We start from the raw sequence: 13917 nt of genomic DNA, 5'->3' as shown, positions 1-13917 counted from the left end.
CCAGAGCCCTCGAAGGTGGCCTAGCGTCAGCTTGTTTCCCCGCGTCTTATTGCCGAGGTCCCGTGCATGGGCCATATGAGCACCAGCGCGGGATGCGAAAAAGTGGATGCCGGTTTTTCGCAAGAAATCCCGCGCTAACATATATGAGGCGATCACTTTTATGAGTTTGGGTTGATTCAACCCAAACTCATCGTGATCTAACGCCAATCGGATGGATGGATCATGGACGCTGCCGCTACAGCCAAAAAACTGGGCCCGTTGCCCGAATGGAATCTCGCCGATCTCTACGCATCGCCCGCCGATCCGGCTTTCGCCTCGGACATGCAGCGCGGCGAGGAGGATGCGAAGGGATTTGCACAGACCTACAAGGGCAAGCTCGCCGGCCTTTCGGGGGGCGATCTGGCAAAGGCGATCGAAGCCTATGAGAAGCTGAGTGATCTGCTCGGCCGCACCGGTTCCTACGCGCAGCTTTATTATGTCGGCGACACCACGGATCCGCAGCGTGCGAAGTTCTACGGTGACGTGAGCGCGAGCCTCACCAACATCTCTACCATCCTCCTGTTCTTCGAACTGGAGCTCAACAAGATCACCGATGCGGAGCTGGCGGCAAAGCTCGAAATCCCGGCGCTGGCGCATTATCGGCCGTGGATCGACAATCTGCGCAAGGAAAAGCCCTATCAGCTCGACGACAAGATCGAGGAGCTGTTCCTCGAGAAATCGCAGACCGGCTATTCCGCCTGGAACCGGCTGTTCGACGAAAGCCTCGCCGAGATGCGCTTCACCGTCGACGGCGAGGAATTGTCGCTCGAGCCGACGCTGACCCTGATGATGAATCCGGACGAAGCGAAGCGCAAAGCGGGCGCCGATGCGCTGGCTCAGGCCTTCAAGAAGAACATGCGGCTCTTCACCCACATCACCAACACGCTCGCCAAGGACAAGGATATCTCCGATCGCTGGCGCGGTTTCAAGGACATCGCCGATGCACGGCATCTGTCGAACCGGGTGGAGCCCGAAGTCGTGGCCGCACTCGTCGAAGCGGTGCGCGCCGCCTATCCGCGCCTGTCGCATCGCTACTATCAGATGAAGGCCAAATGGCTCGGCAAGGACAAGCTCGCCCATTGGGACCGCAACGCCCCTTTGCCACATGAGGACACACGCGAAGTTGCCTGGGACGATGCCAAGGCGACCGTGCTCAATGCCTATAGGGGCTTCGCGCCGGAAATGGCGGAGATCGCCGGGCGCTTCTTCGACAGAAAATGGATCGACGCGCCGGTCAGGCCGGGCAAGACGTCGGGCGCCTTCGCGCACCCGACCGTGCCCTCGGCGCATCCCTATGTGCTCCTCAACTATATGGGCAAGACGCGCGATGTGATGACGCTTGCCCATGAACTTGGGCATGGTGTGCATCAGGTGCTTGCTGCCGAGCAAGGCGCGCTCATGGCGCAGACGCCCTTGACGCTCGCCGAGACGGCTTCCGTCTTCGGCGAAATGCTTACCTTCCAGGCCTTGCTCAAAGAAGCCACGGATCCGAAGAAGCGCAAAGCCATGCTCGCCGCCAAGGTCGAGGACATGCTCAACACGGTCGTGCGCCAGATCGCCTTCTATACGTTCGAGCGCAAGATCCACACGGCGCGCAAGGACGGCGAGCTCACCGCCGAGCAGATCAATGCGCTGTGGCTCGAGGTGCAGAGCGAGAGCCTAGGGCCCGGCATCGCCTTCTCGGAAGGCTACGAGACGTTCTGGGTCTATATCTCGCATTTCATTCACTCGCCCTTCTATGTCTATGCCTATGCGTTCGGCGACTGCCTGGTGAACTCGCTCTATGCGCGCTACCAGGAAAGCGCCGAAGGCTTCCAGGCGAAATATTTCGCCATGCTGAAAGCGGGCGGCACCCAGCATCACAGCGAGCTGCTGAAGCCCTTCGGCCTCGATGCCAGCGATCCTGGCTTCTGGCAGAAGGGGCTCAAGGTCATTGAAGGCTTCATCGACGAGCTCGAAGCGATGGAAGCCAGCGCATAAGCCAAATACCCTCTCCCCCGTGGGGGGCGAGGGTATTTCATCTCATCGGTGAGACCTTAAGTGGCGGACGACGAAAACAGCCTGACCGGACGACTGCTCCGCTACGCCAATGTCGGAACGGGGGTGGGCGGCGCCGTCGCCCGCATCGCCGCCGGCCGGCTACTCGGCGGCGAACGGGGCACGGCCGCAGAAGGCCAGTTGCTCGCCGAGGCGCTAGGCCAGCTCAAAGGCCCGCTGATGAAGGTGGCGCAGCTTCTCGCCACCATTCCGGATGCCCTGCCGGCGGCCTACGCCGCCGAGCTGGCTCAGCTCCAGTCGCAGGCGCCCGCCATGGGCTGGGCTTTCGTTAAGCGCCGGATGGCTGCGGAGCTCGGTTCCGACTGGCGAAAGCTCTTCGCGGATTTTTCGCATGAGGCGGCGCATGCGGCCTCCCTCGGCCAGGTCCATCGCGCATCATCGCATGACGGACGGCCGCTCGCCTGCAAGCTGCAATATCCCGACATGGATTCGGCCGTCGAGGCGGATCTCAAGCAGCTCAACATCATCTTCGCGCTGCACCGGCGCATGTCGCCGGTGATCGATACGAGCGAGATCGGCGAGGAAATCGCGGCGCGCCTGCGCGAAGAGCTCGATTATGTCCGCGAGGCGAAACACATCCGTCTCTATACAGAGATCCTCAAAGACCATCCGACCATCCATGTACCGCAAGTCGAGGCGCAGTTGTCGACGCGCCGGCTTATCACCATGGGCTGGCTCGAAGGTCGCAAGCTGCTCGAATTCAAGGAGCATGGTCTCGACACGCGCAATCTCCTCGCCCGCCATCTCTTCGAGGCCTGGTGGACGCCCTTCTGCGGCCATGGCGTGATTCACGGCGATCCGCATCTCGGCAACTACTCGGCGTCGCTCGATCGCACGGGCATGCCCAACGGCCTCAACCTCCTCGATTACGGCTGTATCCGCATCTTCCCGCCGCGCTTTGTCGAGGGCGTTGTAGATCTTTATCGCGGGCTCCTCGCCAACGACCAGGCCCGCGTCGTGCATGCCTATGAGACCTGGGGCTTCCAGGGGCTCAGCAACGAGCTGATCGACATCCTGAATATCTGGGCCCGCTTCATCTACGGTCCCCTGATGGAAGATCGGGTGCGCGCCATCGCCGATGGCGTGTCGCCCGCCGAATATGGCCGCCGCCAGGCCTTCACGGTGCATCAGGCGTTGAAGGAGAAAGGGCCGGTCAAGGTACCGCGCGAATTCGTATTCATGGACCGTGCGGCCATCGGGCTCGGCGGGGTGTTCATCCATCTGCGCGCCGAGCTCAATTTCTACCGGCTGTTCAATGAGGCGCTGGAAGGCTTCAGCGTCGAAGGCGTCGCGGCGCGGCAGGGCGCGGCGCTCGCCGCGGCGGAGCTTACATCCAGTTCCCCATCAGGATGAAGGCCGACCAGAAGTAGGGATGCGCGGTGGGCACCGTTGCCGTTTCGCTGCTCGTATCTTCAATGACCGTCATCGCGCGACTGGCTTGTGTTAGTGGCTCTGTCTCTCCCCGGATCAGCGTGAGCTGCGCGTGCCGCAAGGCGTGGGCTTTGTCCAGGCCCTGCTTGATGAGCCCATCATAGAAGTCGGTCATAAGGACTGCCGTCGATTCGTCGGCGATCTGCCAGAGCGTAGACATCACCGCGGAAGCGCCTTTGGATTGCGCGAGCATGCCGAAGCTTTCGATCTCCTCGCCTTCGGCTCCGCCGCCAATGGCCGTGTCGCAAGCCGACAGCGTAATGAGATCGGTGCCCCGAAAACTGTACTGCTTCTGCGTGCGCAATTGAGCCAAGGTCAGCCCATCGCCATTTCCCAGAAGCAGATAGGAGTTGTTCTCATTGCCGGGACGGAACCGGAAGTGGCTTGCAATGTGAAGGATCTGCGTTTTCGTCGAGAGCGCTGTTGCCAGGCTTCTTTCGGTGAAGGCGTCATCGAGCTTCGGCTTGCCGCCGATGATCTTGAATACCGAGTCGAGTTCGCGGGCGGCTCCCGGCAAAGCCGCGAAGCCGGGAAATGGCCGCGTGACGCCGAAACCGGCTCCCTTGATCTTGTCACGGCTCATGGCCGCAAATTTTATCGGACTGGCCGGATTGTAGAGTGCCAGAGCGAAGTCCTCGACGAGATAATGCCGACCGTCATAGAGCGCCGCGTATGGCACATAGCGCAGGAAGCCCGACAGATCGAGAAGAAGAACCGGGACGTCCGCGTCGCCTCGTGAGACAGCTGCGTCGATATCCGATCGAATTGGCCTGATGAGCAGATCATAGAGAGCGGCCAGTTGGGCGGGAGCATCATCGCCCCGGTTCCTTACGGCGGCAATGGCCGCTGACACTTTGCCGGCGAGCTCCAAACGACTGACCGATATCTTGCGGTAGATCGTTTGTCGTCCTGCGCTGCTTGCGAAGAGATGTAGTTCGTCATCAAGGCTCATGATCTGCAAGAGCACGGTATTGCTCGGCATGGAGCGCAAGTCCGCCTGAATCTTCTCAGCGTAGTGTTCTCCGTAGACGAATGCTGTCTGCTGCTGCTGTCGTTTATCGAATTCGACGCGATCGATGAGATTGCGCGCGGATGCGAGGAAAACCCGTATGGCTTCACTACGTTTGCCCTTAAGTTCCTGCATCCGAGCCTGATCTTCGAGCGAGGCCGCTCCCGTCGCCTCCCGCGCAGCGCTCAAATCGCGCATATCGGCGGCGATTTTGAGGGCGGGCGCCATGGACATCTGCAGGTCCGCCCAGAATTTCAGTTCAGCCTCGGTGGGACGAAGGGTGCCCGGCTCAATGTCTCGATTGGTCGGCGAACGACCGCCTAGACTGCGGGTGAATTCGTAGAATTCCTGCTGTTTGAGCAGACCGCCCACGAACTGTGCTTCCGAGAACTGGCCGTCGTCCAACAACAGGTCCGACAACAGATAATAAGAAGGTTGAAAACTCCGGCCCAGCGTAGCGCGCAGTTCATCCGACAGTTTTGAATTTCGCGCGCGAACATCCTGATGTGCATTGACGGCCAGCTTGGCGAAGAAGATGGCCGTCGTCCTGTTGTTCGTGGCTGAGAGAGTTCGCGCCAGCATCCGGTAGGTGTAGCGCTGGCTGTCAACATCGGTGCCGAGTGCGCCGGTTTGAATGAGCAACGCCTCGAGTCCATAATCGAGGGCGGTATCATAGCGCTTGAGCTTGAACGACGTGTTGCCGAGGCGACCGAGCATGGTGGCGGTTTCGGCGTGATCGGGACCGTAGGCATCGAGGATGATCTCGAATGCCTTTTGATAGTAGGTGAGAGCGCTTTCGAATTGTTTGAGATCGTCGTCCACGTTGCCCAGATTAATGAGCGGATGGATCATCTCAACGGAGTTAGGGCTATGATTGACTTGCAATATCGCGATGGCGGCGCGGTATTCTACGCGCGCCTCGGCGTAACGGCGAAGCCCTTGGTAGGCGAGCCCCAGTACGCCATGAGCCGCGGCAAGAGTGAGGCCATCCGGCGAGGAGGACTTGGTGTAGAGGGTCAGTGCGGCCTGCGCCGCTTCGACGGCCTCTTGATTGCGGCTGAGAAGGTTAAAGGCGCGGCTCCGGTTACGGAGGGTATCGGCCACCTTTGAGGATTCCGGACCGCCCAATTTCACATAAATGGCCTGGGCCTGATCCAGGGCATTCAATGCCTCGCCGTAGCGCGCCAGGGCGATGAGGCTGACGGCCTTGTTCTGATAAAGATTTGCCGTTAATTCGTTTTCATCGCCCATGAGCAAGGTGATGAGGCGCAACGCCTTCTCCGTCGCGGCCAGCGACTCCTCCTGGCGTCCTGCGCCGGCGAAGCCGTTGGCGAGATTCATATAAGCACCCGCGACCTGCGGATGCTTTGGCCCCAGTTTGCGTTCGAAGATGCTGCGGGCCGCTTCATAGGCCACGATGGCTTCCTCGTAGCGGCCAAGCCTTTCATAGACGAAGCCGAGCTGTGACTGGATGTTGGCTTCGAGAAATTTCGATTCCTTGCTGTATCTCGCAAGGCTCAGCGCTGTCACGGCGTGGCGCAGGGCATCGTTGAGATCGCCCGGTTTTCCTCTTTCCCGAAGCGCGAAGCTCAACAGATAGACGGCATTGGCATTATTGATCCGCGCGAGCGGAGTGAACAGCCTGATCGCCATATCGAGGTCGCGCTTGACCCCGTTGCCATCCAAATAGGCCTCACCGAGGGCGATCATGGCGTCTGGATCACCCGCCTGGGCGCGTTGGGTGAGGAGAGGGATATTGGGGGGTGGTGAGGCGTTCTGGGCCGGGCAAGGACAGACAAGGCCCGTGAGCCACAGGCCAAGTGCAAGCCAGAAGACTACCAATCGCCGTCTCATGAGCCGTCCGGGGCGGGGAAGCAACGAGGATATTGCTCTTCCTTTGCGGGATTTTGAAGGCGACTCATGGGACTCATCGCCGCGCCGGGCCTCAGTTCTTGCGGCGCGTAAGGCTCTAGGCTAGGTAAGTTGCCCTAGAGTCTAAGGTTTTGAGGGGATTTCCGACATGGCGCAGCAGTCAGTGGACCACCATATGGATTTGGACGCGCATCGCAGGACCTATAGCGCCTTCATACGCGGTTCAGTGGCGCTCGGCATCGTCTGCGCCTATGTGCTGGTCGCGCTGAGCTCTTTCGCCTTCGGCAAGTCGCTCAGTGTTTTCATCGGTTTCGCCGGGCTCATCATCGGCTGCATCGCCGTGACGATCGACGCCCGTTCGGGCTCGCAGCGTTGGCTGCTTTCGACCGGCATTCTCGTGCTTTTCGGACTGATCACCGCCGTCAATGTCGGCTAGGACCTCCGACATATGAAGATCGCGGTCTCAGCCGAAACCTACCCGGGCGAGAGCCGCGTTGCGGCGACGCCCGACACGATCAAAGCCTTCATCAAAAAGGGCTTCGAGGTCGCCGTCGAGGCCGGGGCGGGCAAGGGGGCGTTCATTTCCGATGATGCCTTCGCCGGCGCCGGTGCCAAAATCGGCAATGGCGCGGATGTCCGCAAGGACGCCGATATCCTGCTCAGCGTCCGCCGTCCCGAGGTTCAGACCACGGAGCCGCTCAAGAGAGGCGCCCTGGTGGCCGCCATCCTCGATCCCTATGGCGACCGGCCGGGCCTCGAGGCGCTGGCCAGGCAGGGGCTCACCCTCTTCGCCATGGAGCTGATGCCGCGCATCACGCGCGCCCAGACGATGGACGTGCTTTCCTCGCAGGCCAATCTCGCCGGGTACAAGGCGGTGATCGATGCCGCAGCGCAATTCGGCCGTGCCTTCCCGATGATGATGACGGCGGCCGGCACGGTGCCGCCGGCCAAGGTCTTCATCATGGGCGTCGGCGTCGCCGGCCTCCAGGCCATCGCCACGGCGCGCCGGCTCGGGGCCATCGTATCGGCGACCGACGTGCGCAAGGCGACGGAAGAGCAGGTGAAGAGTCTCGGCGCCAAATTCGTCTTCGCCGATGTCGCCGACGCCGCGACGGCGGGCGGCTACGCGCGGGAGTTGTCTGACGAGGACAAAGCCAAGCAGGCGGCCCTCATTGCCGAGCACATCAAAGCACAGGACATCGTCATCACCACCGCCCTCATCCCGGGCAGGCCGGCGCCAGTGCTGGTGACCCAGGACATGGTCGAGACGATGAAGCCCGGCTCGGTGATCGTCGATCTGGCGGTCGAGCGTGGCGGCAACTGTCCTCTCTCAAAACCGGACGAGGTCGTCATCCATAAGGGCGTGACGATCATGGGCAATCTCAATCTTGCCGGTCGCCTCGCCGGCAATGCCTCGCCGCTCTACGCCAGGAATCTGCAGAACTTCCTCGATCCCCTGATCAAGGACGGGGCGCTCAATATCGATTGGGCGGATGAGATCATCACCGGCACGCTTGTCGCCAAGGACGGCGAGCTGGTCCACAAGATGTTCAAATCATAAGGGGCTTGCCGCGATGGAACATGCGATCGATCCCTTCGTCTCGCTTTTCGCGATCTTCGTGCTGGCGGTGTTTGTCGGCTACTACGTGGTGTGGAACGTGACGCCGGCACTCCATACGCCGCTGATGTCGGTCACCAATGCGATCTCCTCGGTGATCGTGGTGGGGGCACTCCTCGCGGTCGGCGCCGGCGCCATCGCGTCTGGCTCGACGCTCGCCATGATCTTCGGATTCCTGGCGCTCATCCTCGCCTCGGTGAATATCTTCGGCGGATTCCTCGTCACCCAGCGCATGCTGGCGATGTACAAGAAGAAGGATCCGGCCGCCGCCAAGTCCGCGAAGAGCCGCTGATGCCACATGTGAGGGGATTGCGGGGGCACCTTCTAGCGGCCATCGCCGCGTTTTCCTGTCTTGCCGGCCTGCAAAGCGCATCCGCACGCGATCTGACCGACGCCGAGAACACCATGCTCAACACCGCCGTGGAGACATACGACAAGGCGATGGAAAGCAAGGATCTCCAGATCCTGGTCCGGGCGATCCCGCCGCGCATCGTCAGGAAGATGGCCGAACACGACAAGGTGAGCGAGAGCGACATCCGGAAAACCTTGGCCGAGCTCATCGGCCAGACATTGGAAGCGCTGCGTGTTCAATCCTTCACAATGAATATGGCCGAGGCCCAGCAGGGGCAGATCGCCGATGGGACGCCCTATCTCCTCATTCCGACCGAAACGGTGATGACGACCGGCGGCGAGGACAAGAGCCTCATGCGCTCGGCGACGCTTGCCCTTCAGGACGAAGGCTTATGGTATCTGGTTCGCGGCAGCGATGCTCAACAGGTTGCCATTCTGCGCGAAGCTTATCCCGAATATGAAGCGGTGGCCTTCCCGGACGCCACCATGGAGCTGGTCAAGGAATAGTCATGAGCGCTTCACTCGCCGCCTTTCTCTATCTCGTCTCCGGTGCCTTGTTCATCATGGCGCTGCGCGGACTGTCGAGCCCCGAATCCTCGCGGCAAGGCAATTTCTACGGCATGATCGGCATGGGGCTGGCGATCATCACGACGCTGCTGCTCGCGGCACCGGCGAGCGGGCTCGCCTGGGCGCTCATCATCGGTGGTATCGCGATCGGCGGCGCGATCGGCGCCGTCACCGCCAAGCGGATCGCCATGACGGCGATGCCGCAGCTTGTCGCCGCCTTTCACTCCCTCGTCGGGCTCGCCGCCGTCTTCGTGGCGGCCGCCGCCTATTATTCGCCGGAAGCCTTCGGCATCGCCACCAATGGTGAGATCCACGCCCAGAGCCGCATCGAAATGGCGCTCGGCGCCGCCATCGGCGCCCTGACGTTCACCGGCTCGATCATCGCCTTCCTCAAGCTCGACGGGCGGATGAGCGGCAAGCCGATCATCCTGCCGGGCCGGCATCTCATCAATATCGCGCTGGGTTTGGCGCTCCTGGTCTTCATCTACAGCTTCTTCGCGGGCCAGAGCGCCTTGGCCTTCTGGCTCATCGTCATCATCGCCCTGGTGCTCGGCTTCCTGCTCATCGTGCCGATCGGCGGCGCCGACATGCCGGTGGTCATCTCGATGCTCAATTCCTATTCGGGCTGGGCGGCGGCGGGCATCGGCTTCACCCTCGCCAATACCGCGCTCATCATAACCGGCGCCTTGGTCGGCTCCTCGGGCGCCATCCTGTCCTACATCATGTGCAAGGGCATGAACCGCTCCTTCATCAGCGTCATCCTCGGCGGCTTCGGCGGTGAGACCGCGGCGGCCGCGGGCGGTGGCGAGGCCAGACCCGTCAAGCAGGGCTCGGCTGATGACGCGGCCTTCATCATGAAAAACGCCGGCTCGGTCATCATCGTGCCGGGCTATGGCATGGCGGTGGCGCAGGCCCAGCACGCTCTGCGCGAGATGGCCGACCATCTCAAGAAGGCGGGCGTCACGGTCAAATACGCCATCCATCCGGTGGCGGGCCGCATGCCGGGCCACATGAACGTGCTCCTGGCCGAGGCCAATGTTCCTTATGACGAGGTGTTCGAGCTCGAGGACATCAACTCGGAATTCGCCCAGTCGGACGTCGCTTTCGTCATCGGTGCCAATGACGTGACCAATCCCGCCGCCAAGGACGACCCCGCCTCGCCGATCTACGGCATGCCGGTGCTCGAAGTGTGGAAGGCGAACACGGTGATGTTCATCAAGCGCGGCATGTCGTCGGGCTACGCCGGCATCGACAACGGGCTGTTCTACCGCGACAACACCATGATGCTGTTCGGCGACGCCAAGAAGATGACGGAAGAGATCGTCAAGGCGATGGGCTGACGCCCTCATTGCACTCGAATTCGAGCGCGATGGTGTCGCGCTCCGTGAAGACGTCGTCGACGGCGGCGATGAGCGCTTGACATCGTGGGCCAGACGGTAGGATTTGGAAATATCAAGTTGAGGAGTTGCGTTCGGACTTCAACTCCTGAGTCTGACCGAAGAGGCTCCTCTATCCGAACTGCGACAGGATCAACCGAATGGCTCTCGGCCTCCGAAAAGTCCGTGAAATCCTACAAGCTTTGCTACGCGCGTGGAACAAGAAGGATGAGGGTAATCGTCTCGAGAATGCCGCACAAACCGCATCAGAGCCGGGCGTGACGACAGGCGGTGGAACTGCAAGTCAATCGCTCGGGACTCCATCACGGCCGGAGAATGTACAGACCATCCCTGGCCGGCCATTGAATGCGGCCGGATCGCGTGAAGCTGAGCGCGCAACACAATTGGGCTTTGGCGGAACAGGGACACATCAACGCCCCGAGAATGCAAGCAAGGGATCAAGTGATCCCAGAGTTCACGCAGACATTTTTCGTCTGGCCGACGGTGAATCCGAGATGGCCAGGAAAGCTCAGTGCCAAGAGAAGCAGTTGCCGGAGATTCGCGAATTCAATTGGCAAAGGCGGTCACCCACAAGTCCGCTGGCAGGTGTCGCCACGTAAATTGTGCATGAGGTTATCCGAAAACCACTTCGCATCTTACGGTCCGATGCTCTGACACGGGCTCTCCGTAAGCCCGTACCGGTTCTCGAGAACGGACAGGGCTTTCTCATAATTGTCACCCGGCTTGATTGCCGCCAGGCCGTGCAGATAGGTGTTAGCAGCCAGCCATAGGACGGTGTGCCTGGCCTGCGCTGGGGGCGGGAACATTTCCGAAGGCGACAGGGTCGAAGTTCAAAATCGTCTTGGCCGTGATGTGAGCATCCAGTTGAAGCCGCGCATCGGTGTTGCGATCGCGCCGGTTGAACTCGTTCGGTTCCGGCGCCACGTAGATTTCGATTCCGGACATATCGGCTGCACCGGCACGCCGGCCCAGAGTGGCGGGCGCGTAGGAGTGAATGATCTCCAGATTGTAGATGGCGGCAGGAGCGCAGCCTTCCTTTGGGCAGGACACGTAGATTTGAGGCAGTGTGCGATATTTGAGGAAGCCCGGAAACATCAGGCCGGCCCAGACATAGTTCTCGACCAGCAAGCTGCGTCTCGCTTGCGGCAAGTCCTTGATATAGGCCTCCATTTTGTCGGCGGGCGTGGCTGCGTCAGGCACGGAAACGGATGCCGCCATCCACAGGGCCATCGCGGCCTCTGGAGATGCGAACCAAGGCAACAGGGTCATGAGCTCCCCCTCTTTCCACGCCAGCGAACATAGGTGATCCCTGTCCGGAAATTCAGGAGACGCCGGATAAGCTTTACGGTCGCGCTGTTAACCCGCCACGCAATCGTCTAGATTTACAGTCATTTACCGCGCCCTGAGGTTCCCAAGCCGCCCATGACCGACGCCAAAGAGCATACCGTCCTCGAACTCCCGAAAGTCTACCTCGTCCGCATGACGGTGTTCATGCTGGTCGTCACCATCCTCGCGGTCGTGCTTTTTCCCCATATGCAGCGGGCCTTTATGGCCAATCCGGGCCTTAATGGGGTGATTATCGGCGCCCTCCTTCTGGGTGTTGGCTACTCCTTCCGCATTGTCTTGCGGCTGTGGCCGGAGATCAACTGGGTCAACGGCTTCAAGATCAGCGACCCGGCCCATGAGACGACTCACACGCCACGGCTGCTGGGACCGATGGCGACGCTGTTCCGCGACCGGCCCAACCGCACCGTGCTGTCGCCCCTGTCGATGCGCTCGTTGCTCGATTCGATCGCCTCCCGCCTCGACGAGGCCCGCGACATCTCGCGTTACATGGTCGGCCTGCTGATTTTCCTCGGCCTGCTCGGCACCTTCTGGGGCCTGCTCGAGACCGTCACTTCGGTCGGCGACGCGATCCGGGCGCTCGATGTCTCCTCGGCCCAGTCGGCCACCGTCTTCGAGGAGCTCAAGACCGGCCTCGAGGCGCCGCTATCGGGCATGGGCCTCGCCTTTTCGTCCTCGCTCTTCGGCCTCGCCGGCTCGCTGATCCTGGGCTTCCTCGAATTGCAGGCCAGCCAGGCGCAGAACCGCTTCTACAACGACCTGGAAGACTGGCTTTCCACCATCACCGATATCCAGGCGGGTGAAAGCGGCACCCTCACCGTGCCGCACTATCTGAGGCTCGACATGGCCGGCCTGCAGAAGGGCATCGAGCGCATCAACCAGACGCTTGACGAGGCGCTTGCCGCCGAGCCGGTGTCGTCGGCGCCCGCTGCCGTCTCCCCTGCCTCATCCTTCTCCGCCCCGGGCTTGCCGACGCTCTCTCCCCAGGACGGCGAATCGATGGAGAAGCTCGCCGACGCGGTGGCGAGCCTGGTGCAGCAGATGCGCGAGGAGCAGAAGATCGTGCGGCAATGGGCCCAGGCCCAGCAGGTCCAGCAGAACGAGATGCAGAAGCTCATCCTGCGCACCGCCAAGCAGCCACCGCAAGGCCCGGTGAGCCGGTTCGGCACCGCCGCCGCGGTAGAGGACGAATAGGCTATGGCGCAAGCCCTTTCCCGGCGAAGGCGTCATGACGATGCGCCATATTGGCCGGGCTTCGTCGACGCGATGGCGCAGCTCCTGCTCGTCATCACCTTCCTCCTGTCGGTCTTCATCGTGGCGCAGTTCCTGCTGGCGCGCGAAATCTCGGGGCAGGACAGCGCGCTTGGGCAATTGCGCTCGCAGATCGCAGAGCTGACCCAGTTGCTGGCGCTGGAGAAATCGGCCAAGGCCGAGCTTGAGCTCAATCTCGCGACGCTGGGCGACGATCTCAATGCCGAAAAGGCCAAATCGACCAATCTGGCGCTTCAGCTCGAAGGCGAGGCCTCCAAGGGTGAGAGCACAGGCTCGACCATCTCAGGCCTGCGCACCGCGCTGGACCAGGAAAAGCAGCTCTCCGCCGATGCTTTGGCCAAGGTCGAATTGCTGAACCAGCAGCTTGCCGCGCTCCGCCGGCAGATCGCGGCGCTTTCGGGTCTCCTCTCCGATGCCGAATCGCGCTCACGCACGGACCAGGCCCAGATCATCGATCTCGGCAAGAGGCTCAATTCGGCGTTGGCGCAACGGGTGCAGGAGCTGACGCGCTATCGCTCCGAGTTCTTTGGGCGCTTGCGTAAGATTCTCAGCCAGCGTTCAGACATACTGGTGGTCGGCGACCGCTTCGTCTTTCAGTCGGAAGTGCTGTTCCCGAAAGGCTCGGCGGTGATCAATCCGGCCGGTCTCGTCGAAATGGAAAAGCTCGCCACCGCGATCAAGGAGCTTGAGGCCGAGATCCCGCCCGACATCGCCTGGGTGCTGCGCGTCGACGGCCATACCGACACCGATCCGATCCAGACGACGTTCAAGTCGAACTGGGAACTGTCCGCGGCGCGCGCCATCGCTGTCGTCAACTACCTCATCCAGCAGGGCGTAAACCCTAAGCATCTGGTGGCGGCGGGCTTTGGCGAATTCCAGCCGCTCGACCCGGACGATACCGAGGATGCCAAGATGCGCAACCGCCGCATCGAGCTCAAGCTCACCGAACGTTGAGCACC

12 protein-coding genes are annotated in these 13917 nt (G+C 61.5%); 10 read left to right on the top strand and 2 right to left on the bottom strand.

Annotation, left to right across the window (positions count from 1 at the left end; all coding sequences use genetic code 11):
- Window positions 1-222: 222 nt before the first annotated feature.
- On the top strand, window positions 223-2019 hold the full coding sequence (locus G5V57_RS03670; RefSeq protein ID WP_165166244.1) for a M3 family oligoendopeptidase: 1797 nt from the start codon (window positions 223-225) through the stop codon (window positions 2017-2019).
- Window positions 2020-2079: 60 nt separating this feature from the next.
- Entirely contained in the window at window positions 2080-3450 is a 1371-nt protein-coding gene (locus G5V57_RS03665) for an AarF/ABC1/UbiB kinase family protein (RefSeq protein ID WP_165166243.1), read from the top strand.
- Here the strand turns inward: G5V57_RS03665 and G5V57_RS03660 are convergent.
- The gene (locus tag G5V57_RS03660) at window positions 3425-6247 is read right to left on the bottom strand and encodes a CHAT domain-containing protein (protein ID WP_165166242.1); all 2823 of its coding nucleotides are present in this window, start codon (window positions 6245-6247) and stop codon (window positions 3425-3427) included. The genes G5V57_RS03665 and G5V57_RS03660 overlap by 26 nt on opposite strands.
- A gap of 310 nt (window positions 6248-6557) precedes the next feature.
- Between G5V57_RS03660 and G5V57_RS03655 the strand changes: the two genes are divergently transcribed.
- The 6 genes from G5V57_RS03655 (at window position 6558) to G5V57_RS03630 (ending at window position 10941) form a co-directional block, all read left to right on the top strand.
- Window positions 6558-6845, top strand: a complete 288-nt coding sequence (locus tag G5V57_RS03655) for an aa3-type cytochrome c oxidase subunit IV (protein WP_165166241.1) — start codon at window positions 6558-6560, stop codon at window positions 6843-6845.
- A 12-nt stretch (window positions 6846-6857) separates the two neighbouring features.
- Window positions 6858-7970, top strand: a complete 1113-nt coding sequence (locus G5V57_RS03650) for a Re/Si-specific NAD(P)(+) transhydrogenase subunit alpha (protein ID WP_165166240.1) — start codon at window positions 6858-6860, stop codon at window positions 7968-7970.
- 13 nt (window positions 7971-7983) lie between these two features.
- Window positions 7984-8319 carry a proton-translocating transhydrogenase family protein gene (locus G5V57_RS03645; protein ID WP_165166239.1) on the top strand — a complete coding sequence of 112 codons (336 nt, stop codon included), beginning with the start codon at window positions 7984-7986 and terminating at the stop codon, window positions 8317-8319.
- The gene (locus tag G5V57_RS03640) at window positions 8319-8885 is read left to right on the top strand and encodes a hypothetical protein (protein ID WP_165166238.1); all 567 of its coding nucleotides are present in this window, start codon (window positions 8319-8321) and stop codon (window positions 8883-8885) included. Before G5V57_RS03645 ends, G5V57_RS03640 begins: the two co-directional genes overlap by 1 nt.
- Before the next feature lie 2 nt (window positions 8886-8887).
- On the top strand, window positions 8888-10285 hold the full coding sequence (locus tag G5V57_RS03635) for an NAD(P)(+) transhydrogenase (Re/Si-specific) subunit beta (RefSeq protein ID WP_165166237.1): 1398 nt from the start codon (window positions 8888-8890) through the stop codon (window positions 10283-10285).
- Window positions 10286-10482: 197 nt separating this feature from the next.
- Window positions 10483-10941, top strand: coding sequence for a hypothetical protein (locus tag G5V57_RS03630; RefSeq protein ID WP_165166236.1), 459 nt, complete (start codon window positions 10483-10485; stop codon window positions 10939-10941).
- A gap of 154 nt (window positions 10942-11095) precedes the next feature.
- On the opposite strand, the gene G5V57_RS03625 is transcribed toward G5V57_RS03630, so the two are convergent.
- Window positions 11096-11611 carry a hypothetical protein gene (locus tag G5V57_RS03625; protein WP_165166235.1) on the bottom strand — a complete coding sequence of 172 codons (516 nt, stop codon included), beginning with the start codon at window positions 11609-11611 and terminating at the stop codon, window positions 11096-11098.
- A gap of 153 nt (window positions 11612-11764) precedes the next feature.
- Here G5V57_RS03625 and G5V57_RS03620 point away from each other — a divergent pair, with 153 nt between their 5' ends.
- Both G5V57_RS03620 and G5V57_RS03615 read left to right on the top strand, forming a co-directional pair.
- Window positions 11765-12880 carry a flagellar motor protein MotA gene (locus G5V57_RS03620; protein ID WP_165166234.1) on the top strand — a complete coding sequence of 372 codons (1116 nt, stop codon included), beginning with the start codon at window positions 11765-11767 and terminating at the stop codon, window positions 12878-12880.
- Between the two features lie 3 nt (window positions 12881-12883).
- On the top strand, window positions 12884-13912 hold the full coding sequence (locus tag G5V57_RS03615; protein ID WP_165166233.1) for a peptidoglycan -binding protein: 1029 nt from the start codon (window positions 12884-12886) through the stop codon (window positions 13910-13912).
- Window positions 13913-13917: the final 5 nt, after the last annotated feature.

It is taken from the genome of Nordella sp. HKS 07 (assembly GCF_011046735.1).
GTDB lineage: Bacteria > Pseudomonadota > Alphaproteobacteria > Rhizobiales > Aestuariivirgaceae > Taklimakanibacter.
Note: the sequence above shows the minus strand (reverse complement) of the source record. Positions and strands in the feature narration are given on the sequence as shown.